21 protein-coding genes are annotated in these 25,214 nt (G+C 71.0%); 7 read left to right on the top strand and 14 right to left on the bottom strand.

Annotated elements, in window-relative coordinates; genetic code table 11:
* Positions 1–14 precede the first annotated feature (14 nt).
* The 6 genes from ABZ725_RS13660 to ABZ725_RS13635 all read right to left on the bottom strand — a co-directional run bounded on the left by ABZ725_RS13660 (position 15) and on the right by ABZ725_RS13635 (position 7,479).
* Entirely contained in the window at positions 15–1,802 is a 1,788-nt protein-coding gene (locus tag ABZ725_RS13660; protein ID WP_358802859.1) for an ABC transporter ATP-binding protein, read from the bottom strand.
* 2 nt (positions 1,803–1,804) lie between these two features.
* Complete coding sequence (locus ABZ725_RS13655) at positions 1,805–2,866, bottom strand: iron-siderophore ABC transporter substrate-binding protein (RefSeq protein ID WP_358802858.1); 1,062 nt, start codon at positions 2,864–2,866, stop codon at positions 1,805–1,807.
* A 90-nt stretch (positions 2,867–2,956) separates the two neighbouring features.
* Positions 2,957–3,760 (bottom strand): ABC transporter ATP-binding protein, encoded by an 804-nt coding sequence (locus tag ABZ725_RS13650; protein ID WP_358803251.1) that lies wholly within the window; start codon positions 3,758–3,760, stop codon positions 2,957–2,959.
* A 135-nt stretch (positions 3,761–3,895) separates the two neighbouring features.
* The gene (locus ABZ725_RS13645; RefSeq protein WP_358802857.1) at positions 3,896–4,957 is read right to left on the bottom strand and encodes an iron chelate uptake ABC transporter family permease subunit; all 1,062 of its coding nucleotides are present in this window, start codon (positions 4,955–4,957) and stop codon (positions 3,896–3,898) included.
* A 5-nt stretch (positions 4,958–4,962) separates the two neighbouring features.
* Positions 4,963–6,021, bottom strand: coding sequence for an iron ABC transporter permease (locus ABZ725_RS13640; RefSeq protein ID WP_358802856.1), 1,059 nt, complete (start codon positions 6,019–6,021; stop codon positions 4,963–4,965).
* 111 nt (positions 6,022–6,132) lie between these two features.
* The gene (locus ABZ725_RS13635; protein WP_358802855.1) at positions 6,133–7,479 is read right to left on the bottom strand and encodes a lysine N(6)-hydroxylase/L-ornithine N(5)-oxygenase family protein; all 1,347 of its coding nucleotides are present in this window, start codon (positions 7,477–7,479) and stop codon (positions 6,133–6,135) included.
* A gap of 238 nt (positions 7,480–7,717) precedes the next feature.
* On the opposite strand from ABZ725_RS13635, the gene ABZ725_RS13630 reads away from it, so the two are divergent.
* The 3 genes from ABZ725_RS13630 to ABZ725_RS13620 all read left to right on the top strand — a co-directional run bounded on the left by ABZ725_RS13630 (position 7,718) and on the right by ABZ725_RS13620 (position 11,799).
* Positions 7,718–8,665, top strand: coding sequence for a methionyl-tRNA formyltransferase (locus ABZ725_RS13630; RefSeq protein ID WP_358802854.1), 948 nt, complete (start codon positions 7,718–7,720; stop codon positions 8,663–8,665).
* A 216-nt stretch (positions 8,666–8,881) separates the two neighbouring features.
* On the top strand, positions 8,882–10,930 hold the full coding sequence (locus ABZ725_RS13625) for a non-reducing end alpha-L-arabinofuranosidase family hydrolase (RefSeq protein WP_358802853.1): 2,049 nt from the start codon (positions 8,882–8,884) through the stop codon (positions 10,928–10,930).
* A 98-nt stretch (positions 10,931–11,028) separates the two neighbouring features.
* Positions 11,029–11,799 (top strand): SDR family NAD(P)-dependent oxidoreductase, encoded by a 771-nt coding sequence (locus ABZ725_RS13620; RefSeq protein WP_358802852.1) that lies wholly within the window; start codon positions 11,029–11,031, stop codon positions 11,797–11,799.
* A 9-nt stretch (positions 11,800–11,808) separates the two neighbouring features.
* Here ABZ725_RS13620 and ABZ725_RS13615 read toward each other — a convergent pair whose 3' ends face one another.
* Genes ABZ725_RS13615 through ABZ725_RS13605 form a run of 3 tightly spaced genes read right to left on the bottom strand, consistent with a single transcriptional unit; the run spans position 11,809 to position 13,961 of the window.
* Positions 11,809–11,973, bottom strand: a complete 165-nt coding sequence (locus tag ABZ725_RS13615) for a hypothetical protein (protein ID WP_358802851.1) — start codon at positions 11,971–11,973, stop codon at positions 11,809–11,811.
* Positions 11,974–11,996: 23 nt separating this feature from the next.
* Positions 11,997–12,707: an ABC transporter ATP-binding protein gene (locus tag ABZ725_RS13610; RefSeq protein WP_358802850.1), complete on the bottom strand. Its 711-nt coding sequence runs from the start codon at positions 12,705–12,707 to the stop codon at positions 11,997–11,999.
* 15 nt (positions 12,708–12,722) lie between these two features.
* Positions 12,723–13,961, bottom strand: coding sequence for an ABC transporter substrate-binding protein (locus ABZ725_RS13605; RefSeq protein ID WP_358802849.1), 1,239 nt, complete (start codon positions 13,959–13,961; stop codon positions 12,723–12,725).
* 129 nt (positions 13,962–14,090) lie between these two features.
* Here ABZ725_RS13605 and ABZ725_RS13600 point away from each other — a divergent pair, with 129 nt between their 5' ends.
* Positions 14,091–16,793, top strand: coding sequence for a branched-chain amino acid ABC transporter permease/ATP-binding protein (locus tag ABZ725_RS13600; protein ID WP_358802848.1), 2,703 nt, complete (start codon positions 14,091–14,093; stop codon positions 16,791–16,793).
* A gap of 7 nt (positions 16,794–16,800) precedes the next feature.
* Here the strand turns inward: ABZ725_RS13600 and ABZ725_RS13595 are convergent, their stop codons facing one another.
* From ABZ725_RS13595 to fabG, 5 genes are read right to left on the bottom strand one after another with little or no spacing between them, the layout of a single operon-like run.
* On the bottom strand, positions 16,801–17,595 hold the full coding sequence (locus ABZ725_RS13595; RefSeq protein WP_358802847.1) for a glucose 1-dehydrogenase: 795 nt from the start codon (positions 17,593–17,595) through the stop codon (positions 16,801–16,803).
* A 16-nt stretch (positions 17,596–17,611) separates the two neighbouring features.
* Positions 17,612–18,820 carry an acetyl-CoA acetyltransferase gene (locus ABZ725_RS13590; protein WP_358802846.1) on the bottom strand — a complete coding sequence of 403 codons (1,209 nt, stop codon included), beginning with the start codon at positions 18,818–18,820 and terminating at the stop codon, positions 17,612–17,614.
* Positions 18,821–18,832: 12 nt separating this feature from the next.
* Positions 18,833–20,260, bottom strand: coding sequence for an OB-fold domain-containing protein (locus tag ABZ725_RS13585; RefSeq protein WP_358802845.1), 1,428 nt, complete (start codon positions 20,258–20,260; stop codon positions 18,833–18,835).
* On the bottom strand, positions 20,260–21,498 hold the full coding sequence (locus ABZ725_RS13580) for an acetyl-CoA C-acetyltransferase (RefSeq protein ID WP_358802844.1): 1,239 nt from the start codon (positions 21,496–21,498) through the stop codon (positions 20,260–20,262). The genes ABZ725_RS13585 and ABZ725_RS13580 overlap by 1 nt, the downstream gene beginning before the upstream one ends.
* Before the next feature lie 43 nt (positions 21,499–21,541).
* A complete protein-coding gene (gene fabG, locus ABZ725_RS13575; RefSeq protein ID WP_358802843.1) occupies positions 21,542–22,288 on the bottom strand; it encodes a 3-oxoacyl-ACP reductase FabG in 747 nt (248 codons plus the stop codon).
* Between the two features lie 81 nt (positions 22,289–22,369).
* Between fabG and ABZ725_RS13570 the strand changes: the two genes are divergently transcribed.
* From ABZ725_RS13570 to ABZ725_RS13560, 3 genes are all read left to right on the top strand, one after another.
* Entirely contained in the window at positions 22,370–23,629 is a 1,260-nt protein-coding gene (locus tag ABZ725_RS13570; protein WP_358802842.1) for an acyl-CoA dehydrogenase family protein, read from the top strand.
* Between the two features lie 105 nt (positions 23,630–23,734).
* A complete protein-coding gene (locus tag ABZ725_RS13565) occupies positions 23,735–23,986 on the top strand; it encodes a hypothetical protein (RefSeq protein ID WP_358802841.1) in 252 nt (83 codons plus the stop codon).
* 15 nt (positions 23,987–24,001) lie between these two features.
* On the top strand, positions 24,002–25,189 hold the full coding sequence (locus ABZ725_RS13560) for an SPFH domain-containing protein (protein WP_351920108.1): 1,188 nt from the start codon (positions 24,002–24,004) through the stop codon (positions 25,187–25,189).
* Positions 25,190–25,214: the final 25 nt, after the last annotated feature.

The raw sequence follows: 25,214 nt of genomic DNA, 5'->3' as shown, positions 1-25,214 counted from the left end.
ACCTAACTAGGCCTCTAGCTACCCTCTCGCCACGCTCGCCACAGTCGCGCGTACCGGCCGCCCAGAGCGACCAACTCCTCGTGCGTTCCCTGCTCCACGACGCGCCCCGCGTCCAGCACGGCGATCCGGTCCGCCGCCATCGCCTGGGTCAGCCGGTGCGCCACGAACAACGTGGTCCGGCCCGCGCACGCGGCCAGCACCGCCCGCTCCAACTCGGCGGCGCCCTCGCTGCCCGCCTCCGCGGTCGACTCGTCGAGCACCACCACGGGAGACCCGGCCAGCACCAGCCGGGCCAGGGCGATCTGGGCGACCTTGGTGACGTCCAGGCGCTCGCCGCCCTCGCCGACCATGGTGTTCAGGCCGTCGGGCAGCGCCTCGACCCACCCGTCGGCGCCGACCGTGCGCAGCGCGTCGGTCAGCTCGGCGTCGGTCGCCTTCGGCGCGGCCAGCCGCAGATCGTCGGCGAGCGGACCGGAGAAGACATGCGTCTCCTGCGTCAGGATGCTCACCAGGGCCCGCGCCCCGGCCTCGTCCAGACCGGCGAGATCGGTCGACCCGACCCGCACCGAACCGGCGTCCGGGGTCCCTATGCCCGCGATCAGCGCGGCCAGCGTCGTCTTGCCCGCGCCCGTCGCCCCCACCAGCGCGAGCGAGCCGCCGGCCGGGATCGTCAGGTCGACGTCCCGCAGGACCGGCTCGTCGGCGTCGGGGTAACGGAACGTCAGCCCCCGCACGGTCACCGGGTGGGGGCCGGAGTCCGCCGAGGCGACGGTCGCGTCGCCCACCAGCCGGTCCTCCGAGTCCTCCCCCAGCACTCCGACCAGGCGGGTCAGGCTCGCACCCGACTTCTGCGCCTCGTCGAAGGTGAACATGATGGCGCCCAGCGGGGTGAACAGCCGGTGGAACAGCAGCGGGGCCGCCGACACCTCGCCCAGGGTCGCGGCATCGGCCTCCAGCAGGGCGTATCCGACCACGAGGATCAGGACCAGCCCGATGAACTCGGCGCGGTTCTCCCGGCCGACGAACCGGCCGAAGAACCGGAACACGTCGATGCCGAGATCGCGCACCCGCTTCGACTCGACGGTGACCTTCTCGCGGAAGGCGTCCTCCAGGCGGTACGCCCGGACCGTGTCGATCCCGTTGAGACCGCTGATCAGCGCCTGCGCACGATCGGCCTGAGCCACCCGCTGCCTACGATAGAGCGGGGCGGACCTGGGGAGATACCAGCGCAGGGCGAGCGCGTAGGCGGGCAGTGCGCCGGCGCCCGCCAGGCCCAGTCGCCAGTCCAGGCCGAACATGCCGGCCGTGGCGATGGCGACCAGGACCCCGGCGGAGAACACCGTGGGGATGGCCGTGCGGATGCCCTTGGAGATGACGGCCACATCGTCGCCGACCCGGGAGAGCACGTCGCCCCGGCCGACCTGTTCGATGCGTGCGCTCGGCATCCCCAGCACGGCCCGGACGGCGCCTTCGCGCAGCCGGGCCAGCAGATCCGCGCCCAGCCGCCCGATCAGATAGGTGGACACCGCGGTGGCCGCCGCGCCGAGCAGCGCGGCGGCCACCATCAACGCCCCGATCGTGACCAGGCTCGAGCGCGGTTCGCCGCCGACCACTCCGTCGACCACCTCGCCGAGCAGCAGCACCGGGAGCACCTGGAGCGCCGCGCCGACCACCGTGGTGATCACGGTGGCCGCCGTCAGCCCCGGCACTTCGCGGCAGTGCGCCACGACCCATCGGGTGGCCTCGCGTCCGGTCGCCGTGCGCAGGGTTGCCGGGGCGACGCGTGTGTCGGTGGTGCTCACACCTACTCTGCCGCCGACTTGACGAGCTCGTCGATCGCGTAGGGCATGGACAGCAGGGTGCCCTGGGAGATGGCCGCGCCGATCGCCGGGCCCTCGCTGTCCAGCAGGTACGAGACCTTGCCGTTCTTCACCGCGCCGAGGTTGGCGAACAGCTTGTCCTTCTTCATGGCCTCCGTGTCCGCCTTGTCGTTGATGACGAAGACGCGGTCGACGTCGACCAGGTCCATGCGCTCGGGGGAGAGCGCCACGGAGAAGCCGCCGTCCGCGATCTTGTCGATCTCGGTCTGGTACTTGAAGCCGAGGCCCGTCAGCAGCTGTCCGCGCACGTCGGTGGAGGTGAACGGGTTCACCGCGTCCTTGTACCAGGACAGCGCGACGGCGGTCTGGTTCGCGAACTCGGGGTGCGCGGCCTTGGCCGCGTCGAGCTGGGCCTGGATGTCCGCGATCATCTTCTTGCCCTCGGCGGCCTTGCCGACCGCCGTCGCGATCTGGAGCGCGTTGTCCTGCCACGGCGCGCTGAACGGCTCCTTCTCGGCCTTGGTGCGGCCGACCGTCGGAGCGATCTTGGAGAGCTTGTCGTAGGCGGCCTGGTCGACCTCGGAGTAGACCGCGATGATCAGGTCCGGCCGAAGCGCGGCGATCTTCTCGTAGTTGGGGCCGGAGTCGCCGTTGTTCATGATGACCTCGGGCTTGGTGTCACCCCACTTGTCCTTCACCCAGGGCCACTGCGTGTTGATGTCGGGGCTCTGACCCGTCGGGTTCGGGTACTGGTCGACCATGCCGACCGGCTTGATGCCGAACGCCAGGACGGACTGGTCGTCGGTGTAGCCGACGGTGACGACCCGTTCGGGCGCCTTCTTCACCGTCGTGGTGCCGAATGCGTGCTCCACGGTGACCGGGAACGCGCCGGCCGCAGCGGCAGCCGAGGTGGTGTCACTCGACGAGTCCTTGTCCGCCGAATCCGAGCCACATCCGGCCAGGAGCCCCACGCCCAGCGTCGCGGCCGACAACACCGCCGCGAATCGCCGCCAGGGCTTCATGAGCGTCGTTCGTTGGAGGAGCATCCGCATTCCCTTTGCTCTCGCACTGTCCGCTGCACCTTGTTCTAAGGGCAGGCAAACCTTATCCACAAAAGTGAGGTTAGCCTAGCCTAACTACTGCTTTTTACCTGGGGAGTTCTCCCGGACATGGGTGCGGCCGATCGGCACGATGAGAGGGCGACCGCCCACCGGGTCCTCGATCACCTCGGCGCGCAGCCCGAACGCCTCGTGCAGCAGTTCGGCGGTGATCACGTCACGCGGGTGCCCCTGCGCGAGGATCGAACCCGCCCTCATCACAATGAGGTTGTCGCTGTAACGGGTGGCCAGATTCAGATCGTGCAGCACCATGACCACGGTGCATCCCGACTCGTGCAGATCGTCCACCAGGTCGAGCACATCGATCGCGTGCGCCAGGTCCAGGTAGGTGGTCGGCTCGTCGAGCAGCAGCAGATCGGTGCCCTGGGCCAGGGTCATCGAGATCCAGACGCGCTGCCGCTGTCCGCCGGAGAGCGCGTCGACCGGACGGTCCGCCAGATCGGAGACCCCGGTCATGGCCAGCGCGCGCTCCACGACGGCCGCGTCGTCCGACGACCACTGCCGCAGCCAACTCTGGTGCGGATGACGGCCCCTGGCGACCAGGTCGGCCACCGTCAGCCCCTCCGGCGCGACCGGCGCCTGCGGCAGCAGACCGAGTTTCTTCGCCACGTCCCGGGTCTTGAGCCGGACGATGTCCTCGCCGTCCAGCACGACCGTGCCCCTGGTCGGCTTGAGCAGCCGCGTCAGGGTCCGCAACAGGGTCGACTTGCCACAGCCGTTGGGGCCGATGATCGTGGTGATCACCCCGGGCGGGATCGCCACGTCGAGTGCGTCGATGACGGTCCGGGCGCCGTATCCGACCGTGACGCCCCTGGCCGCCAGTCGCGAGCCGTCCTGGACCGCGGACCCGGATCCTGTCCCGGTACCGGACCCGGCCCGGGTGTCGGCCTCGGACTCGGTGATGTGCTGAGCGCCCACAAGCCCCCCTGATTTAGGTGTGCCTAACCTTTGTACCAGCTACTTGAGATTCGCCCGCACCAACAGGTGGACGAGGAAGGGGCCGCCGATCGCGGCGGTGACCACGCCGACCGGCAGGGAGATCGGCAGGGCCGTGCGCGCGACGAGGTCCGAGCCGATCAGCAGCAGCGCCCCGACCAGCCCGGAGGCCGCCAACGGCGGTGTCGGGAACCGCGTCAGACGCATCGCCACCTGCGGCGCCACCAACGCCACGAACGGGACCGGGCCCGCCGCGCTCACCGCCACACTGGCCAGCAGCACCGCGCACAGCAGCAGGACCGCGCGCACCGCCGAGTACCGCACGCCCAGGCCCGCGGCGACCTCGTCGCCGAAGTGCATCGGCTTGAACTGGAACGCGACGCACGACACGACGACCAGCAGGGCGAGCGAGCACCACAGCGCCACCCGGACCTCGTCCCACGACCGGTTGTCCAGCGAGCCGACCAGCCACGCCTGGGCCCGGGCCACATCGCGGATGTCCGCGGTGGCCAGCAGCCAGGTGATGATCGCCTCCATCACCGCGCTCACCGAGATGCCGATGAGGATGAGCCGGAAGCCGTCGATCCCGCGCCGCCAGGCCAGGAAGTACACCAGCAGCCCCGTGCCGAGACCGCCCAGGAGTGCCGCCGCGGACAGGCCGACCGCGTTGACGACCGCCGCGGTGGTCCCGCCCGACACCGTCACCAGGAACACCGCGACCGCGCCAGCGCCCCCGGTGATCCCCAGGATGTCCGGACTGGCCAGCGGATTGCGCGCGATGGACTGGGTGAGCGCCCCGGACACCCCGAGCGCGATGCCCACGACGAGCCCGGCCAGGGCGCGCGGCATCCGCAGGTCCATGATGACGAACTCGTCGACCGGCTCGCCCCGGCCGAAGATCGTGGCGATCACCTGGGGCAGGCCGATGGGGAAGTCCCCCACGCCGATGGACACGCAGAACACCAGGAAGGTCGCCGCTGCCAGCAGCAGCGTGACGAGCACCATCCAGGGCCGCCATACGAACGACACCTGGCCGAGCCGTACGCCCGGCGCCACCGACGGCTTCACGTCTGTCCCGTTCATCCCGGTCATGCGTTCTTGAACTTTCCGAGCCACACCAGAGCCGCGAAGAACGGGGCGCCGAGGAGGGCGACGACGACACCCGCGTCCAGTTCGCCCGGCCGTACCACCAGGCGGCCCACGATGTCGCAGACCAGCAGGACGATGGCGCCGAGCAGACCCGCGTAGGGGACCAGCCAGCGATAGTCCGGCCCGGTGAGAGAGCGGGCCACGTGGGCCACCATCAGCCCGAGGAAGGAGATGGGTCCGCAGGCGGCCGTCGCCGCGCCCGCCAGCAGGGTGATGGCCACGATGCCGACGGTCCGGCTCATGGCGATGTTGACGCCCAGTCCGCGCGCGACGTCGTCACCGAGGTTGAGCAGGTTGAGGGAGGGCAGCATGCTCAGGGCCAGCACCAGCCCGACCACGATGAACGCGGTCACCGGCCAGATGACGTCGAACCCGACGCCGGCCACCGAGCCCGCGTTCCAGAACCGCAGCGCGTTCAGCGCCGCCTGGTCCGAGAGCGCGATCGCCGTGGTCATCGCCGCGAGGAACACGGTGATGCCCTGACCGGCCAGGGCCAGCGTCAGGGGGTTGCCGGCCCCGCGTCCGATGCTCGCGAGACCGAACACGACGACACCGGCGACCGCCGCCCCCAGAAAGCCGAACCAGGCGTACTGGAACGGGTTGGTGAACCCGAACAGGGCGATCGCCGACACCACCGCGAAGGACGCGCCGGCGTTCACCCCGAGCAGGCCCGTGTCGGCGATCGGGTTGCGGGTGTACCCCTGGATCAGCGCGCCGCCGACGCCGAGGGCGATGCCGGCCACGATGGCGAGCACCGTGCGGGGCACGCGCACGGTCTGCACGATGAGTCTGATCTCGGTGAGCCGCTGGTCGGACTCGGGCGCCGCGAACAGCCCGTGCCACACCTCGCCGGGGGTCAACGCCCGCGCGCCGACGGCCAACGACGCCACTCCGACGATCGCCAGGACCGCCACCAGCGCGCCCAGTCCGACAACCCGTCGGCTACGGGCCTGTGTCGAGCCCCTCGGAGCGAGGCGCTCCACTGCAGTCATGCCCATGTCCACGTACGTTATCCCTATTGATCAACCGGGGAGACATGGCCCGGGGCACCTCGAGAAACCGGAGCCGCTCGGTGCCCCGGGGGGCCAGGACATGTCCCAGGACCTGTCCTAGCGGGCGCTTCCGTCGGCGACCGAACGGGCCTCGTCGAAGGCGGACTTGAGGCCCCGGTCGAGGAGCGAGTCCAGAATCTCGCCGACCCTGATCGCCGTGTTGGACAGCAGGGACGAGGTGATGCCGTGTGTGTGCTCCGTGCCGCCCTGCAGGTAGATGCCGCAGTGCAGATCGGGGTCGGTGGTGATGCGGTAGTCGCGCTCGACCCGCACGTTGCCCGCTTCGTCGCGCAGGCAGCGGTCCGCGACCTCGCCGAGGAGACCGACGGGGTCGGCCTGGCTGTAGCCCGTGGCGAACACCACCACGTCGGCGGCCAACGTGGCCTCCTCCCCGGTGACCAGGGACTTCACCGTGGCAAGGGCCTTGTCCGGGGTCTCCTCGACGCCGGTGAGCCGGGAGATGTTGATGAACCTCAGCCGCTCGGTGCCGAGCACTTTCTCCCGGTACATCTGCCGGTACAGGTCGTCGATCAGATCGATGTCCACCACGGAGTAGTTGGTGTTGCCGTGGTAGTCCATCAGCCGGCGTTTGACGTCGGCGGGCGCGGCGAAGTACTCGTCGACGGCCTCCGGGTCGAAGATCCGGTTGGCGAAGCTGCTGTCGTCGGCGGGGCTGTAGCCGTAGCGGGAGAAGACCGCGCAGATCTCGGCCTCGGGGAAGCGCCGGTGCAGGTAGGCGACGTTCTCGGCGGCGCTCTGCCCGGCTCCCACGACGATGAACCGCGAGGGTGCGGTGCCCTCCAAGCCGTCGACCTTCGCGAGCAGTTCGGAGTTGTGCCAGACGCGCTCGCCGCGCTCCACGCCCTCCGGCATGAGCGGACGCAGCCCGGTGCCGATGACGAGGTTGCGGGCGCGGTGGACCGCGAGCCCCTCCCCCGACCGGACCGTCACTTCCAGGTGGTCCACGGTTCCGTCGCGCACGACGGGCGCGACGCCGACGACCTCGTGGCCGTAGGAGACCAGGTCCTCGACCTTGGCGGCGGCCCACTCGAAGTAGTCGTGGAACTCCACACGCAGCGGGAAGAGGCTCTTGTGGTTGATGAAGTCGATCAGGCGTCCCTTGCTCTGCAGATAGCAGAGGAAGCTGAACTCACTGGCCGGGTTCCGGAGCGTCACCAGGTCCTTGAGAAAGGACACTTGCATGGTCGCGTCGTCGATCAGCATGCCTCGGTGCCAGCCGAAGCGCGGCTGCTGCTCGAAGAAGTGGGCGGTGACCGCCTCGTGCTCGTCGGCGCGTGCGTTGTGCTCGCTGATCGCGATCGCCATGGCCACATTGGACGGTCCGAAGCCGATGCCAATGAGGTCGTGGACCAGTGATGCGTCACCAGGCTGAACCTGTGACATGTCTCTCCCATCGTGCGGGGCAGACGCCTGTCAGGCGTGGGGAAAGTACGCAGGGTGGGCATGCCGACGGAGCGGCACACCGTTAACTTAGGTGAGCCTAAGCTAATCTTGTGAAGCTGTCGATGGGGGCGGATCGAAGACCGCTCCCCCAACTGCAAGGCCATGCATGCCCATTGAAAACTAAGGTAAGCCTTGCTTTACTTGCCACCGGTCAGTCCCTGCCTCGAGGAGGAACCCCATGCGGGTCGTCATGTTCGGTTACCAGACCTGGGGGCACCGCACCCTGCAAGCCCTCCTGGACTCCGAGCACGACGTGGCACTGGTCGTGACGCACCCCAAGAGCGATCACGCGTACGAGAAGATCTGGAGCGACTCCGTCGCCGACCTCGCCGAGGAGCACGGCGTGCCGGTGCTGATCCGCAACCGCCCCGACGACGACGAGCTGTTCGAGCGCCTCAAGGAGGCCGACCCGGACATCATCGTGGCCAACAACTGGCGGACCTGGATCCCCCCGCGCATCTTCGACCTCCCGCGCCGCGGCACGCTCAACGTGCACGACTCGCTGCTGCCGAAGTACGCCGGCTTCTCCCCGCTGATCTGGGCGCTGATCAACGGCGAGCCCGAAGTGGGCGTCACCGCGCACATGATGAACGACGAGCTCGACGCCGGTGACATCGTCCGGCAGGAGGCCGTGCAGGTCGGACCGACGGACACCGTCACCGACCTCTTCCACAGGACGTGCGACCTCATCGCCCCGGTCACCATCGGCGCGCTCGACCTCATCGCCACCGGGCAGACCGAGTTCACCAAGCAGGACCGGTCCCGGGCGAGCTTCTTCCACAAGCGGTCCATCGAGGACAGCCGCATCGACTGGAACTGGCCGGCCGAGGACCTCGAACGCCTGGTCCGCGCCCAGTCCGCGCCGTACCCGAGCGCCTTCACCTTCCACAAGGGCAAGCGGCTCGACGTCCTCGCCGCGGTGGTCTCCGAGAACAACTACGGAGGCACACCGGGCCGGATCTTCTACCGCGAGGGCGAGGGCGTGGTGATCGTCGCCGGCGCCGACGCCCGCACCGGCCGCAACCGGGGCCTGGCCATCACGCGCGTACGGACCGAGGAAGGCAAGGAACTGACCGCGGCGGAGTACTTCACGTCGATGGGCGGCTACCTCACCAGCCGCCCCTGATCGATCACCCCACCCCCCTGACGTGCCGGCCCCAGTACGGTCCTGTGGGCCGGCCGGACACTGCCGCCGTGCGGACCTTCCCGTCTCCGCACGGCGGCAGCGCCGTTCCCACCGTCGGGCGCGAGAGGTATTGACGCTCCCCGGGTGACTCCTATCATCCAGTGGGAGCGCTCCCACACCCTCGCCCACCCGCATCCGACCGTAACCAGGAGTGACATGAACCTGCCCAAAGGGGACGCAGCCGGGCCGAGCCGGCGTCGGCTCTCGGCCTTAGGCCTGCTGGCCGCCGCCGTCATGGTGACGACCAGCACCGCCACCGCGACACCCGCCACCACCGCCGCCTCCGCTCCCGAGGCAGCGGTCCGGGCCAGTACCCTCGGCGCCCAAGCCGCCCAGTCCGGACGGTACTTCGGGACCGCCGTGGCCGCCGGGAAGCTCGGCGACTCGACGTACTCGACCCTCCTCGACCGTGAGTTCACCATGGTCACCCCCGAGAACGAGATGAAGTGGGACACCATCGAGCGCTCGCGCGGCGCGTTCAACTTCGTCCCGGCCGACCAGATCACCAACCGGGCCCCGGCGCGCGGTCAGCGCGTCCGCGGCCACACGCTGGTCTGGCACTCCCAACTGCCCAGCTGGGTCAGCTCCCTCACGGACGCGAACACCCTGCGCAGCGTGCTGAACAACCACATCACCACCGTCATGAACCACTACAAGGGCAAGGTCCACTCCTGGGACGTGGTCAACGAGGCCTTCGCCGACGGCGGCAGCGGCGCGCACCGGCCCTCGGTGTTCCAGAACCTGCTCGGCGACGGGTTCATCGAGCAGGCCTTCCGCACCGCGCGGGCCGCCGATCCCGCGGCCAAGCTCTGTTACAACGACTACAACATCGAGAACTGGAGCGACGCCAAGACCCAGGGCGTGTACCGCATGGTCCGCGACTTCAAGGCGCGGGGCGTCCCCGTCGACTGCGTCGGCTTCCAGGCCCACTTCGGCGCGGGCGGCCCGCCGACGAGCTTCCAGACCACGCTGGCGAACTTCGCCGCGCTCGGCGTCGACGTGCAGATCACGGAGCTGGACATCGCGCAGGCGTCGACGACCGCGTACGCGAACTCGGTCCGGGCCTGTATGAACGTGGCGCGCTGCACCGGCATCACCGTGTGGGGCATCCGGGACATCGACTCCTGGCGGACCGGTCAGAACCCGCTGCTCTTCGACAACTCGGGCAACAAGAAGCCTGCCTACCAGTCGGTGCTCACCACGCTCGGCGGCACGGCCGTCGCGTCGAGCGGCACGAAACGGGCCGCCGCACTGCCGAGCAGCTTCGGCTGGAGCTCCGGCGGTCAGCTGATCGCGCCGAAGTCGGACGCCACCCACACCATCGCGGGGATCAAGGACCCGTCGGTCGTCCACCACAACGGCAAGTACCACGTGTTCGCCAGCGTCGCGAGCTCGGCCGGCTACGGCCTGGTCTATCTGAGCTTCAGCGACTGGTCGCAGGCGGGTTCCGCCACGCACCACTACCTGGACCGCACGGCCATCGGGGCCGGGTACCGGGCCGCGCCGCAGGTGTTCTACAACACGCGGCAGGGCCTGTGGTACCTCGTGTACCAGACCGGCAACGCCTCGTTCTCCACCAACCCCGACATCGGCAACCCCGACGGGTGGAGCGCGCCGCGCAACTTCTACGCGTCGATGCCGGACATCATCCGGCAGAACATCGGCAACGGCTACTGGGTCGACATGTGGGTGATCTGCGACAGCGTCGACTGCTATCTGTTCTCCTCCGACGACAACGGGCACCTGTACCGCTCGCGGACGACCCTCGCCCAGTTCCCGAACGGCTTCACCGACACCGTCATCGCGCTCCAGGACTCCAACAGGTACGCCCTGTTCGAGGCGAGCAACGTGTACAAGGTGCAGGGCGGCAACCAGTATCTGCTGCTCGTCGAGGCGATCGGCTCCGACGGTCGGCGCTACTTCCGCTCCTGGACCGCCGGCAGCCTCGCGGGCTCCTGGACCCCGCTGGCCGCGACCGAGGCCAATCCCTTCGCGCGGGCCACCAATGTCACCTTCCCGTCCGGCAGTTGGACGCGCGACATCAGCCACGGCGAAATGCTCCGGGCGGGCAACGACCAGACGCTGCCCATCCCCTCCTGCCGACTGCAGTACCTGTACCAGGGCAAGGACCCGAACGCCGGCGGCGACTACAACAGTCTGCCGTGGCGCCTCGGCCTGCTCACCCAGACCGACTCGACCTGCTGACCTCGGCAGCGGCGTCGTCCCGGCGGCTCCCGGCAGCGGCCGGGGGCCGTCCCCGCGTACCGTGGTCCTCGCTCTCTCCCCCCGAGCCGAGGGACACCATGGCGCGCATCATCGACCGGACCGTTCTGATCGTCGGCGCCTCCTCGGGCATCGGCGCCGAAGTGGCACGCCGACTGGCCCCCGGAGGCAACCGGCTGGTCCTCACCGCACGGCGCGCCCCCGAACTGGCCGCCGTGGCGAAGGAGGTACGCGCGGCGGGCAGCGACTGCCTCGACATCGCCGCCGACGCCCTGGATCCGCAGGCGGCCGCCGAGGTCGTGGCAGCCGCCGTCACGGAGTACGGCTCCGTCGACGTGGCGCTGCTCAACGCCGGCCAGGGGCCGGACATGTCCATGGACCAGGTGAGCGTGGCGGACGTGGCCCGGATCATGGCCCTGAACTACGACGTCGTCGTGAACTACCTCGTCCCGCTGATCGCCCGGATGGGCAGCCAGCGCGGCGGCGGGCTGATCGCCCACACCAACTCCCTGGCAGGGCTGATGGGCCTCCCCCGCCAGGGGCCGTACTCGGCCGCGAAGGCGGCGGCGCGCACGCTCGTCGACTCCGCGCGCGTCGAACTGGCGCCCAGGGGAATCCGGTTCACCTCGATCCACCCGGGCTTCGTCGCCACGGACCGGATCAGCGGGGACGGCCTGCCCAAGCCCTTCCAGATCAGCCAGGAGCGGGCGGCCCGGCACGTCGTCCGGGCGCTGGAGAGGGAACCGGCCCAGGCGTACTTCCCCTGGCCCACGGCGGCGTTGGTCCGCACGCTGCGCGCCCTGCCCACACCGCTCTCCTCCGCGGTGCTCCGGAGACTGGCCGACGGATAGCCCTCGGGCTCACTCGTCGTTCACCCGGCGCATGAGCCGCTGCAGCGGGTGGAAGCCGTCGTGGGAGAGGCCGGGCGGCATGCCGCCCGCCTTGCCGAGGGACAAGTTTTCCCCCGGCGCCCGAGGACCGTCGGCCGAGGTGAACTCCCGGGCCACGCCCAGGCGTTCGCACACGTGCGCTCGGTACAGCGTCCACCTCAATCGGTTGCGTACGTTTTCTTTTCGGCGAGGTACGACGACTCGATCGCGTCCAGGTCTGCGCGCAGTTCCTTCGGGGTGCCGGTCATGGTGACGCGGCCGCGGTGCAGGACGTAGACGCGGTCGGCGATGTCCAGCACCTTGCGGACGTGCTGTTCGACGAGGAGGGCGCCGAGGCCGCGGTCGGCCGCCTCGCGCACGGCGCGCAGGAGGCGATCGACCACGAGCGGGGCGAGACCGAGGGACAGTTCGTCCGCGAGGAGCAGCTTGGGGGCCCGGCCCAAGGCGCGTGCCAGCGACAGCATCTGCTGCTCGCCGCCGGACAGCATGCCCGCGCCGGTCCGCAGCCGTTTCTCCAGTTCCGGGAAGAGTTCCAGGGCCCGCTCCGCCGGTACCCGGCCGACCCGTAGGTTGTCCGCGGTGTCGAGGCGGGTGAAGACCGCTCGCTCGCCGACGTACGCCAGGCCCTGGCGAGCCCGGCGGTGCAGCGGGGCGCGGCCGGTGTCGCCCAGCCAGCGCACCTCGCCGTCCAGCGGGGCCAGTTCGCCCGACAGCGCCCGCAGTGTCGTGGTCTTGCCCGCGCCGTTGGGTCCGAGCAGGGCGACGACCTCGCCGGGGCGGACCCGTAGGTCGAGGTCGCGTACGACGGGCCGGCCGCCGTACCCGGCGGACAGGGCGCGGGCTTCGATCAGGGACGCGGTGTCGTCCACGGACGTTCTCCTTCGTCAGCCGGCCGAGGCCGCCGTCAGCGCCTTGCGGACGTCGACGAACGTCGAGCCCTCCTTGGCCCACTCGATCTTCCCGTCGCGGATGGTGAGTTCGGTGGCGGTCGTGTTGTGGATCCGGTCGAGGCCCTTGATCGGCAGGGCGGTGGAGGCCTTCCAGGTCAGCGGCGGGGTCAGTCCGCCGGTGTCGATGCCCGACGTGGTGTTCAGCTCCTCCACCAGCGCCTTGGAGGTGATCGTGGGCAGTTGCTTCACGGCCTCGGTGAAGACCTTGAAGGCGACCCAGGTCGTGCCGTTGGCGCCGTTGGTGGTGTCGATGTCCTGGCCCTTGGCGGCCTCGACGAAGTCCTTCCACACGGCGTCCGAGGACGGCGGGTAGTAGCCGGTGATCGCGGCGCCCTCCAGCGGGCCGGCGCTGCCGCCGGTGCTCTCGGCCAGTTCGGGGGTGAGGTTGCCGACGACGCTGCCGAGCCTGGTCTTCGCGCCGGACTGCACGTACGACTTGACGAACAGGTCGGAGTGGGTGCCCAGGATGACGCTCACGCAGTCGCTGTCCTTGGTCGCGGTGGCGACCTGCGGGGCGAGATCGGTGGCCGTGATCGGCACCTTGAGGTCCTTGGGCGCCGCCCCTCCGGCGGAGGTCACGCCGAGGGTGAGGAACTGGGAGACGATGGCGGCGGCGGCCACGTCGTAGCGGACGCCGGAGATCTTCTTGCAGCCTTCCTCCACGAGCTGCATGCCGTGTGCCGCGAACACCACCGGGGTGCCGCCGTTGACCGGGAACGACAGCGGGTTGGAGAACTCCGCCGCCGAGACGCCGGTCCCGCCGATGTAGGGGATGCCGGCCTTCTCCAGGATGGGCATGTAGCGGTCGCCGGCGAGGCTGTAGGAGCCGACGACGGCGATCACCTTCTCGGCGACGGCCTGCTGGGCGCACTTCTCGGCCTCGTCGGGGTCGTTCTTGTCGTTGCAGGTGATCACCTTCAGCGGGCCGCCCTTGATGCCGCCGTTGGCGTTGATCCACTTCTCGTACGCCAGGGCGGTGAGCCGGACTCCGGGCTGGGCGCTGCCCTGGGTGTTCTCCGGTGTCCAGACCATCACCTTGACCGGCGTGCCCTTCAGGGCGGAGGTCTGCGCCGAGCTGTCGGACGCCTCTCCCCCGCAGCCGGCGGCGAGTAGGGCGCCGGTCACCGCGAGAGCGCTCGCTGTGGCGGTTCTGCGTCGGCGTGAGTCGTTCATCGTTCCTCCGAGGAGCTCGACGTGGAGATGGCGAACAGCATGGGGTGCGTTTTTGGGTTAGTGAAGTACTCTCGGCACAATTATTTAAATGAATGTGCTGTCTCGCCCCACCCCTGGGAGGTTTCCCCGATGGACGACATCCTGCGGTTCGCGCTGTTGGGCCTCGGGCTCGGCGCCCTCTACGCGCTCACCGCGCACGGCATCGTGCTGGTCTACCGGGGCTCCGGCGTCCTGAACCTCGCGCACGGCGCGATCGGGATGACCGGCGCCTATGTGCAGTGGGAGCTCTCCGCCGGGCAGGGCATGCCGTACTGGCCCGCCGTCGCCTGCGGGGTGCTCGCCTCCGCGACGCTGGGCGTGCTCACCCATCTGCTCGTGCTGCGCCCGCTGCGCCGGGCGTCCTCGCCGGCCCGGCTGGTCGCCACCCTGGCGGTGTTCATCGTGCTCACCGCCCTCGCCGTCAAACGCTACGGCGACAGCCTGGAGCTGGTGCCGGGCAAGCTGCCCACCCGGCTGCTGACGATCGGCGGGGTGACGGTGTCCGAGGACCGGGTCTGGCTGCTCGCCATCGCGGTCGCCGTGACCGCCGTCCTCCATCTCCTCTACAAGCGCACCCTGTTCGGCCTGGGCACCACCGCCGTCGCGGAGAACGAGGGCGCCGCCGCCGCGCTCGGCTGGTCCCCGGACGTCATCGCCACCGGCAACTGGGCGCTGGGCTCGGCGCTCGCGGGACTGACCGGCATCCTGATCGTGCCGGTCATCGGCCTGTCGGTGACCGGCCTGACCACGCTGCTGCTGAGCGCCCTGGCCGCCGCCCTGGTCGGCAGGTTCTCGTCGTTCCCCGTGACCCTGGCCGGCGGCCTGGTCATCGGGATCGTGCAGTCCGAGCTGACCCGCTTCGGCTCGGGCGTCACCGGGCTCGCCTCGTCGGTGCCGTTCCTGTGCATCGCCCTCGTCCTGGTCGCGCGCGGACAGGCGCTGCCGCTGCGCGGCACGTTCCTGGACCGACTGCCCGCCCTGGGCACCGGACGGGTCCGCCCCGTGCCGCTGGCCCTCGCGGTCGCGCTCGCGCTGCTGCTGGTGAGCCTGGCCACGCCCCTGTGGGCGGACGCGATCACCAACACCCTGGTGCTGTCGCTGATCATCCTGTCGATCGTCGTGGTCACCGGGTACGCCGGACAGGTCTCCCTCGCGGCGTACGCGCTGGCCGGGACCGGCGCCTTCATCGCCGGGCATGCCGCCGCCGACTGGGGCTGGCCCTTCGAACTCGCCCTCCTCGCAGGGGTGTTGGGCACGATCCCGATCGGCCTGCTGTTCGCGCTCCCGGCCGTCCGCACCCGCGGGGTGAACCTGGCGATCATCACGCTGGGGCTCGGCACCACCCTGGAGGCGATGGTCTTCCAGAACACGGACCTCGCGACGACCCCGGGCAGCGACGGCATCGCCGTGGGCAGGCAGACCCTCTTCGGGATCAGCGTGTCCGGGCTCGACCATCCGCAGCGGTACGCCTCCGTGGTGCTGGTGATGTTCGTCGCCGCCGCACTGGTGGTCGCCAACGTGCGGCGCAGCCGCACCGGCCGCCGGCTCATCGCCGTACGGGCGAACGAGCGGGCCGCCGCCGCGCTCGGCATCGACGTCCGGGCCGCCAAGCTCTACGCCTTCGGCCTGTCCTCGGCCATCGCCGCGCTCGCCGGAGTGCTCACCGGCTTCCGCTCGACCTCGGTGGTCCTCTCCGACTTCGCGAGCTTCGACTCCGTCACCGCGCTCGGGCTCGCCGTCATCGGCGGCGTCGGCTTCCTGGTCGGCCCGCTGTTCGGCGCCACGTTCGCCGCGGGCACGGTCGGCGCCCGGTTCGGGGACCTGGTGCTGCCCGGGCTGAGCGAGTGGATGCCGCTGATCGGCGGGGTCGTCCTCGTGCTGACACTGGTGGGCAACCAGGACGGCATCGGAAAGGACCTCGGCAGACAGGCGGCGGCCGTGGAACGCAGGGTGCTCCCGAAACGCCGTGCCGCGGTCCGCCCCGAGGCGGCGAGGACCGCACCGGTGCCGACGGTCCGCCGTGCCGCTCCCCTCCCTCTCCAGGTGCGCGACCTGACCGTGCGCTACGGCGGTGTCGTGGCCGTCGACGGGCTCTCGCTGGACGTCGAGCCCGGCCGGGTGGTGGGTCTCATCGGCCCCAACGGCGCCGGCAAGACCTCCGCCATCGACGCGGTCACCGGCTTCACCCGGGCCGCCGCCGGAAGCGTCCGCCTCGGCGAGCACGACGTCACCCGCGCACCGGTGCACCGACGGGCGGCGGCCGGGCTGAGCCGGTCGTTCCAGTCGCTGGAGCTGTTCGAGGACATGACGGTGCTGGACAACCTGTACGCGGCCTGCGACCGGCCCGGCCGGTGGGCGTACCTCACGGACCTGATCCGTCCCGGCAGCCGTCCGCTGCCCGCCCAGGTGCTCGTCGCCGTGCGGGAGTTCGGGCTCCAGGACAGTCTGGACCGGCCGGTGGGCGACCTGTCGTACGGCGAGCGCCGGCTGCTGGCCATCGCCCGGGCGGTGGCGGCGTCGCCGTCCGTGCTGCTCCTGGACGAACCGGCCGCGGGGCTGTCCGACGACGAGACCCGGGAACTGGCCCACCTGGTACGGCGGCTCGCCGAGGACTGGGGCATGGGGGTGCTGCTCGTGGAGCACGACGTCGACATGGTGATGAGCGTCTGCGACCGCGTCGTGGTCCTGGACTTCGGGCGCCGGATCTGCGCCGGCACCCCCGAGGAGGTGCGGCGCGATCCGGCGGTACGGGCGGCCTACCTGGGCGAGCTGGAGCCCGAGGCCATGGCCTGAACCAGACTCATGCGTCCCGGAGGTCGGCGACGTACGGCTGATGGGACAGCAGCCCGCCGTCCACGCGCAGGGTGTGCCCGGTGATGAAGGCGGACTCGTCGGAGGCGAGGAACACCACCGCCGAGGCGACGTCCTCCGGGCGCCCCAGCCGTGGGGTGAGGTGATGACGCAGCATCGCCTCCCGGATCGCCCCGTGCGCCGAGCCGGAGCTCGCCGGCGTGACGATGAACCCCGGGGCGATGGCGTTGCAGCGCACGCCCTGTTTGCCGTACTGGGTGGCGACGTACTGCGTGAGGTTGATCAGCGCGGCCTTGGACGCGCCGTACGCGGGGTTGCGCAGATCGCCCGCGAGCCCGGCGCCGGACGAGGTGTTGACGATCGAGCCGCCGCCGCGCGCGATCATGTGCGGGACGGCGGCCTGGATCGCGACCATCGTCCCGCGCAGGTTGATCCGCATGGTGTCGTCCCAGACCGCCGGGTCGGCCTCGACCACGGCGAGGTCCCGGCGGGCGGCCAGATGGGTGGCCGCCGCGTTGTTGTGCAGGACGTCGAGGCCGCCGTACGCGTCGACCGCCGCGGCCACCATGGCCCGCACGCTGTCGACGTCGCCCAGGTCGACCCGGACCGCCGTGCCGGAGCCGCCGGCGGCGAGGATCTCCTCCGTCACCGCCTTCGCGCCGTCGAGGTTCAGATCGGCGACGACCGTGTGCGCGCCCTCCGCCGCCAGCCGACGCGCCGTAGCGGCGCCGATGCCCGACGCCGCTCCGGTCACGATCGCGATCTTGTCTGCCAGTCGCCCCATGGGCGAACCGCCTTTCCTAATCGGTGAGTTCACTCCCGACGACGGAGACGAAGGACACGCATTCGCCGGGTCCGCCGCCGAGGTTGTGGGTGAGGGCGAGCGAGCGCCCTTCGGCCACGGCCTTGACCGTCCGCTCGGGCGGCGCCTCCCCGCGCAGTTGCAGCCACGCCTCGAACATCATGCGCAGGCCCGAGGCCCCGATGGGGTGACCGAAGGCCTTCAGGCCGCCGTCCGGGTTGACCGGCAGCGCGCCGTCCAGGTCGAACGCCCCGCTGCTCACGTCCTTCCACGCCTGTCCTCGCTCGGAGAAGCCGAGGTCCTCCATGAGCACCAGTTCGGTGGGCGTGAAGCAGTCGTGGACCTCGGCCAGCGCGAGTTCGGCGCGCGGGTCGGTGACGCCCGCCTGCCGGTAGGCCTCCCGGGCGGAGGCGACGACCTCGGGGAAGGTGGTGAAGTCGTACGTCGGGTCGAGGAGGCCGTCCGCCGGGCCGGCCACGAAGGACAGCGCCTTCACGAAGATCGGCTTGTCGGTGTACCGGTAGGCGTCCTCGGCCCGGACCACGATCGCGGCGGCCGAGCCGTCCGACACCCCCGAGCAGTCGAACACGCCGAGCATGCCCGCGACGATCGGGGCCGACCGGATGCGCTCCAGCGGCACCTCCTTGCGGAACTGGGCGCGTGGGTTGCGGGCCCCGTTGACGTGGTTCTTCCAGGCGATGCGCGTGATCACGTCCTTCATCTCCGCCGCCGCCAGGCCGTACTTGGCGGCGTAGGCGGGGGCCAGGAGGGAGAAGTTCGCCGGGGCGGTGATCTCGCCGCGGCTGTCGTCGCCCGCGCCCGGGATCGCCGTGCCGGACAGCCCGGACATGCCGGAGTCCTTGAGCTTCTCCACGCCCACGGCCATCGCCACGTCGTACGCCCCGGAGGCGACGGCGTAGCAGGCGTTGCGCAGCGCCTCGGAGCCGGTCGCGCACATGTTCTCCACGCGGGTGACCGGCTTGTGGGGCAGCCGCAGCGCCCGGCTCAGGGTCAGTCCGGACACCCCGGACGCCTGGGTGCCGAACCAGAAGGCGTCGATGTCGTCGAGGACGATGCCGGCCGAGGTCACGGCCGCGCCGACGGCGTCGACGAGCAGATCGTCCGCCGAGCGGGTCCAGTGCTCCCCGAACGGCGTGCAGCCCATGCCGACGATCGCGACCCGGTCCCGGATTCCGTGCGAGCCCATGTGCCCGTCCCCTCAGCCGTCGTCGCCCAGCCGCACGGGCCGGGCCTTCCAGAAGTAGTTGTGGACGCCGGCGGCGGTGACCGTGCGCCGGAACGTCATCTCGACCCGGGCGCCGATGACCGCGTCCGCCTCGGTCGCGTCGGTGAGCTGGCAGCGGAACCGGCCGCCGCCGTCGTAGTCGACGACCACGACGAGCATCGGCGGGCTGGGCGTGTGGGCCAGCCGGTCCACCGTGAAGGTCGCCACCGTGCCGCGCACCGCGTCCATCGGCTCGTCCGCCATGGCGTCGACGGCCCGGCAGGAGACGCACACCCGGTCCGGCGGGAGATGCCGGGTGCCGCACTTCTCGCACCGGGAGGCGACGAAGCCGTACTTCCAGCCGACCCGGCGGTGTGCGGGCGGCGCGTAGGGCGGCTCCGGGTCCGGCCGGCGGGGCGGTTCGCGGTCGAGGAGGCCGCGCCAGGTGAGGTAGGCGGCGTACGGCATCGGCTCGCCGCCGGCGGCGATCTGCGCGGCGACCGGGCGGGCGCTGCGGTGCGCCGGGAGCGCGTCGGTGGCGCGCAGCAGCAGGACGCCCGCGCCGTCGCCGAGCACAAGGAGCGCGATGAGCTCGCCGGGCCGGGCCCGGTCGAGGACGTCGGCGAGGAGCAGGCCGGGCTGGGCGGCGCCGGCGTTGCCGATCGCCCCGGCGAGGTCCGGGGTCACCGCCTCGGGGCGTACGCCCGACGTGCGACGCACCGCGGCGCACGCGCGCGCGTGCAGGCCGGAGACGACGAGGTGGTCGATCGCCCCGCGCTCCAGGCCGGCCTGGTCGAGGGCGGCGGCGAGCGCCTTGTCGGCGAGGGACACGTAGATCTCCTCGGCGAAGCGTTCCTCCCAGACGCGGGAGGCGGGTGCGCCGGGCAGCCGCCAGCGGTCGAGGAGTTCGTCGCTGACGGTGTCGTGGGCGAGCAGTTCCGCGATGACCGGGGCGCCGTTGCGGTGTCCGCCGAAGACGAACGCGGCCGCGCCGTCGCCGCCCGCCAGTTCGTCGGCGCCGCCGGGCAGGCCGGTGCGCAGGTCGGACAGGACGGCCAGGGTGGGCTGCGGGGAGCGGGCGGCGGTGACGAGCGCGCCGAGGCCGGAGCGCACCGAGCCGGCCATGTCGACGGCGAGGACGTGCTCGTCGAGGCCGAGTGCGGCGTGCACGGCGGTCGCGTTGGTCTTGTCGAGGTAGGCGGGGGCGGCCGTGGCGAGGAAGAGCTGGGCGATGCGGGGCCGCAGTCCGTCGCGGGCCAGCGCTCCGCGGGCGGCCTCGACGGCCATGGACGTGGTGTCCTCGTCGTAGCCCGCGACCGCGCGTGTTCCCCTGCCTGCCGAGGTCCCCAGTACGGCGGCGACGTCCGCCCGTGCGAGGCGGTGGTACGGCACATGGGCGCCGTACGCGATCAGTCCGGGCATCAGCGTCCTCCAGGGGCGTGAGTGGTGTGCGTCGGCCGTTCGAAGACCGCGGCCAGGCCCTGGCCGCCGCCCAGGCACAGGGTCTCCAGGCCGTAGCGGGCCTGCCGGCGGTCCAGCTCGCGCAGCAGGGTGGCGAGGATGCGGCCGCCGGTGGCGCCGACCGGATGGCCCAGCGAGATGCCGGAGCCGTTGACGTTGAACCGCGCGAAGTCGGCCTCGGTCAGGCCCCATTCGCGGGTGCAGGCCAGCGCCTGGGCGGCGAAGGCCTCGTTGAGTTCGATCAGGTCGATGTCCGCGAGCTTCAGTCCTGCCCGCTCCAGTGCCCGTGCGGTGGCGGGCACGGGCCCGATGCCCATCGTCTCCGGTGGCACGCCGACGACCGCCCAGGAGACCAGGCGGCCGAGCGGGCGCAGGCCGAGTTCGCCGGCGCGTTCGGGGTGGGTCACGACACAGATCGAGGCGCCGTCGTTCTGCCCGCTGGCGTTGCCGGCCGTGACGGTCGCCTCGGGGTCCTGCCGGCCCAGCACGGGACGCAGGGCCGCGAGCTTCTCCAACGAGGAGTCGGGGCGCGGGTGTTCGTCGGTGTCGACGACCGTCTCGCCCTTGCGGGTCGACACGGTGACGGGGACGATCTCGTCGGCGAACCGGCCCGCCCGTTGGGCGGCGACGGCCTTCTCGTGGGAGCGCAGGGCGAGTCGGTCCTGTTCCTCGCGCGGGATGCCGTACGCGCGCCGCAGGTTCTCCGCGGTCTCCAACATGCCGCCGGGAACAGGGTGGTCGACGCCCCCGGAGGTGACGCGGCCCCGGGCCAGCCGGTCGTGCAGCATGGCGCCCGCTCCGCGTACGCCCCAGCGGGCGTCGACGGTGTAGAACTCGGCCTGGCTCATCGACTCGACGCCGCCGGCCAGGACGAGGTCGCTCGCGCCGGTCTGCACCTGCATGGCGGCGGTGATGACGGCCTGGAGGCCGGAGCCGCAGCGGCGGTCGATCTGGAGGCCGGGCACCTCGACGGGCAGTCCGGCGTCCAGGGCGGCGACGCGGCCGATGGCGGGAGCCTCGCCGTTGGGGTAGCACTGGCCGAGGAGCACGTCGTCGACGGCGGCCGGCGGGATGCCGGTGCGGTCCAGGACCGCGCGGACGACGGTGGCCGCGAGCCGGGCGGCCGTGACGTCGCGGAAGACTCCCCCGTAGCCACCGACCGGGGTACGTATCGGTTCGCAGATGACCGCGTCACGCATCCGTCATGCCTTTCGTCAGCGAGGGGCGACAGCGAGGGGCGATTCACATGTACCGGCCGCCGGTCGCCTCGATCACGGCTCCGGTGAGGTAGCTCGCCATCCCTGAGGCGAGGAACAGCACGACCTGGGCGACCTCGGCGGGTTCGCCCGCGCGGCCCATCGGGATCTCGGCGAGCTTGGCGTCCCAGGCTGCCGCGGGCATCGCCTCGGTCATCGCGGTGCGGATCAGTCCGGGCTGTACGGCGTTGACGCGGATGCCGGCCTTGGCGAGTTCCTTGGCGGAGGCCTTGGTGAGCCCGACGAGACCGGCCTTGGCGGCGCTGTAGTTGGTCTGCCCGAAGTTGCCGACCTTGCCGGCGATGGAGGAGATGTTGACGATGCTGCCGCCCTCGCCGTGCTCCCGCATCGCCTCGGCGGCGTACCGGGTGCCGTTCCAGGCGCCGGTGAGATGGACGTCGAGGACCGCACGGAAGTCGTCGATCCGCATCTTGCGCAGGGTCGCGTCCCGGGTGATGCCGGCGTTGTTGACCATCACGCCGACGGGTCCGAAGACCTCCCCGCAGTGTGCGACGAGGGCGGCGACCTCGTCCTCGTCGGTGACATCGCAGCGCAGCGAGGAGGCCGCGACGCCGTTCTCGGTGAGGCGCTCGGCGGCCTGCGCCGCCGCGTCCGCGTCGATGTCGCCGATGACGACCCGGGCTCCCGCGTCGCCCAGGACGACGGCGATCTCGTAGCCGATGCCCTGGGCGCCACCGGTGACCACGGCGTTCCGACCGTCCAGCAGTCTCATTGTCAGTTCACCTCGACTCCTCGTCATTCCTCTAAAATAGATAACCTATTATGCTGAAACAATCAATACAGCGATCCTGCTGTGCGAGCGGGACCGGACGAGGAGTGGGCGCAGGTGGACATCAGCTATCCCCCGGAGACCGAGGCGTTCCGCACCGAGGTCAAGGAGTTCCTCGCCGAGGCGCTGCCGCCGGACTGGCAGGGCATCGGCGCCCTCGACGAGGAGGCGGCCTGGGCGTTCGCCCGGGACTGGCGCCGTCGGCTCGCCGAGCGCCGCTGTCTCTCCCTCGCCTGGCCCGAGGAGTACGGCGGCCGCGGTCTGTCCAAGCTGCACCAGGTCGTACTGATGGAGGAGCTCGCGCTGGCCGGGGTGCCGTTCGGGCTGCCGCAGGACACCTTCGGCGTGAAGATGCTGGCGAACACGCTGCTGCGCTGGGGCACGGAGGAACAGAAGCGCCGTTTCCTCCCCCGCATCCTCAGCGGCGAGGACACCTGGTGCCAGGGGTACTCGGAGCCGGACGCGGGCTCGGACCTGGCCTCGCTGAAGACACGGGCGGTGCTCGACGGCGAGGAGTGGGTGATCGACGGGCAGAAGGTATGGACCTCCGGCGCCCACCACAGCGACTGGATCTTCGTCCTGGCCCGCACGGACCGCGACGCGCCCAGGCACCGCGGCATCTCCTTCCTGCTCGTCCCGCTCGACCAGCCCGGCGTCGAGGTGCGGCCGTTCCGCATGATGAGCGGGCAGCTGCACTTCAACGAGGTGTTCTTCGACGGCGCCCGCACCCGCGCCGATCTCGTCGTCGGCGGCGTCGACAACGGCTGGACGGTCGCCCAGAGCCTGCTCGGCGTGGAGCGCGGGGAGGAGGCGGCGACCAACCCGATCCTGTTCCGGGCCGAGGTCGAGCGCCTCGTCGAACTGGCCCGCCGCTACGGAAAGGACCAGGATCCGGTGGTCCGGCAGCGGATCGCCTGGTGCTGGTCCAAGGTCGAGATCATGCGCTACCTCGGCTACCGGATCCTCACCGGCTGGCTCAAGGCCGCCGACCCCGGCCCCGAGTCGTCGATCGCCAAGCTGTACTGGAGCGAGTACCACACCGAGGTCACCGACCTGGCGATGGACATCATGGGCCTGCACGGCCAGGTGCCGGTCGGCCGACCGCCGCTGCGGACCTACCGCACCGACGACCCCGGCGCCGCCAACTCCTCCGCGTCCTGGTCGACGACCTACCTGATCGCGCTCTCCGGCACGCTCTACGCGGGCACCTCCCAGGTACAGCGGAACATCCTCGCCGAGAAGGTGCTGGGGCTCCCGCGCGAACCGCGGGCGACGGCGGGTTAGCAACGGTCTGACCTGTGCCGTTCCAAGGAATCACCAAGCCTGTTGGGTCCCGCCCCGGGCAGGACTATCGTCGATACCGTGTGCCAGAGCGCGGGAGAACGGCCGGTGACGCCGCAGGACGAGGCCGTGATCGGCTGCACGGGGACGGTACTCATCGGAACCCGCGGTTCGGCGGGCCCCGGCGAGATCCTGGTGCGGGTCCGGGGCGGCTCCGAGACCTTTCTCGCCTGGTCAGAGGATCCGCTGCCGACGGGGACGACGGTGCTCGTGATCGAGTCGCGCGGCTGCCGTGCGGTCGACGTCGTCGTGTGGGCGGATCCGTTGGACGCGCTCGGCGATCTCGCCGACGCAGACTGAGGAGCAGAGACAGACATGTTCGGATACCGCGTTCCCGCTCCCGACGAGGCGATGCTGATCTCGGGGGGCCGGCGGGGACTGGGGGGCGCGCCGTTCCGAGTGGTGACGGGGCACGGCAAGTTCGTGCTCCCGATCTTCCGCAAGACCCGTTTCCTGACCCTGTCGATGTGCGAGTCGGAGGTCACCGAGACCTGTGTGACCCGGCAGGGCATAGCGCTGCACGTCCGCGCGGTCATCGCGTTCAAGGTCGGCAACGACCACGAGAGCATCATCAACGCAGGCCAGCGCTTTCTCTCCGACCAGGACCAGATGGCGGTGCTGACCGGGCGGATCTTCGCCGGTCACCTGCGGTCGATCATCGGCTCGATGACGGTCGAGGAGATCGTCACCGAGCGGCAGAAGCTCGCCGCGGAGGTCCTGGACACCTCCAAGACCGAGATGGCGAAGATCGGTCTGATCGTGGACTCGCTGCAGATCCAGTCGATCGACGACGGCGACACCGGCTACATCGACGCGATGTCGGCGCCGCACAAGGCGGCCATCCAGCGACAGGCCCAGATCGCCCAGGCGCAGGCCACCCAGGCGGCGGCCGAGGCGGAGCAGGCGGCGGCCCGTAAGCAGGCCGAGTACGCCCGGCAGACCGCGATCGTCAAGGCGGAGTACTCGGCCGAGGTGAACCGCGCCGAGGCACAGGCCGCGCAGGCCGGACCGCTGGCCCAGGCGCACGCCCAGCAGGAGGTGCTCGCCGCCCAGACCGAACTGGCGCTGCGCCAGGCCAAGCTGCGCCAGCAGCAGCTGGTCGCCGAGATCGTGAAGCCCGCCGAGGCCGAGGCCGAGCGGATCAGGGTGCTCGCCGCCGCCGATGCCCAGCGTATGAAGATCCAGGCGGAGGCGGCCGCCTCCTACGACCGGGTCGCGCTCGACCGGATGCTGATCGACCAGCTCCCGCAGATCGTGAAGGAGGCCGCCGGCGGCCTCGCCGGGGCCAACGTCAATGTCCTCAACGGCGCGGACGGCCTCGGCGAGATCGCCGCCGGCCTGGTGTCCCAGGGCCTGACGATCCTCGACTCGGTCCGCCAGAACCTGAACGGCGACTCCACCGACGGCCGCGGCCGCCCCGAGGGAGGCGGCGGCAACGGCGTGCTCGAACTGCGCCCGGGCCGCGAGAAGAAGTCCGACGACGGCCCGGTCGACGTCGACTAGTCAGGCGGTCAGGCGGTCAGGCGGT

Origin of the sequence: Streptomyces sp. NPDC006872, from assembly GCF_040635845.1 — a bacterium.
Lineage (GTDB): Bacteria > Actinomycetota > Actinomycetes > Streptomycetales > Streptomycetaceae > Streptomyces.
This window is presented reverse-complemented; position numbering and strand designations above follow the sequence as displayed.

Excerpts from the sequence above, each read along its gene's own strand:
- ABZ725_RS13640 (WP_358802856.1), bottom strand. The coding sequence starts at position 6,021 with ATGGGCATGACTGCAGTGGAGCGCCTCGCTCCGAGGGGCTCGACACAG.
- ABZ725_RS13645 (WP_358802857.1), bottom strand. The coding sequence starts at position 4,957 with ATGAACGGGACAGACGTGAAGCCGTCGGTGGCGCCGGGCGTACGGCTC.
- ABZ725_RS13595 (WP_358802847.1), bottom strand. The coding sequence starts at position 17,595 with ATGGGGCGACTGGCAGACAAGATCGCGATCGTGACCGGAGCGGCGTCG.
- ABZ725_RS13655 (WP_358802858.1), bottom strand. The coding sequence starts at position 2,866 with ATGCTCCTCCAACGAACGACGCTCATGAAGCCCTGGCGGCGATTCGCG.
- ABZ725_RS13635 (WP_358802855.1), bottom strand. The coding sequence starts at position 7,479 with ATGTCACAGGTTCAGCCTGGTGACGCATCACTGGTCCACGACCTCATT.
- ABZ725_RS13580 (WP_358802844.1), bottom strand. The coding sequence starts at position 21,498 with ATGCGTGACGCGGTCATCTGCGAACCGATACGTACCCCGGTCGGTGGC.
- ABZ725_RS13625 (WP_358802853.1), top strand. The coding sequence starts at position 8,882 with ATGAACCTGCCCAAAGGGGACGCAGCCGGGCCGAGCCGGCGTCGGCTC.
- ABZ725_RS13620 (WP_358802852.1), top strand. The coding sequence starts at position 11,029 with ATGGCGCGCATCATCGACCGGACCGTTCTGATCGTCGGCGCCTCCTCG.
- ABZ725_RS13585 (WP_358802845.1), bottom strand. The coding sequence starts at position 20,260 with ATGCCCGGACTGATCGCGTACGGCGCCCATGTGCCGTACCACCGCCTC.
- ABZ725_RS13560 (WP_351920108.1), top strand. The coding sequence starts at position 24,002 with ATGTTCGGATACCGCGTTCCCGCTCCCGACGAGGCGATGCTGATCTCG.
- fabG (WP_358802843.1), bottom strand. The coding sequence starts at position 22,288 with ATGAGACTGCTGGACGGTCGGAACGCCGTGGTCACCGGTGGCGCCCAG.
- ABZ725_RS13630 (WP_358802854.1), top strand. The coding sequence starts at position 7,718 with ATGCGGGTCGTCATGTTCGGTTACCAGACCTGGGGGCACCGCACCCTG.
- ABZ725_RS13605 (WP_358802849.1), bottom strand. The coding sequence starts at position 13,961 with ATGAACGACTCACGCCGACGCAGAACCGCCACAGCGAGCGCTCTCGCG.
- ABZ725_RS13600 (WP_358802848.1), top strand. The coding sequence starts at position 14,091 with ATGGACGACATCCTGCGGTTCGCGCTGTTGGGCCTCGGGCTCGGCGCC.
- ABZ725_RS13590 (WP_358802846.1), bottom strand. The coding sequence starts at position 18,820 with ATGGGCTCGCACGGAATCCGGGACCGGGTCGCGATCGTCGGCATGGGC.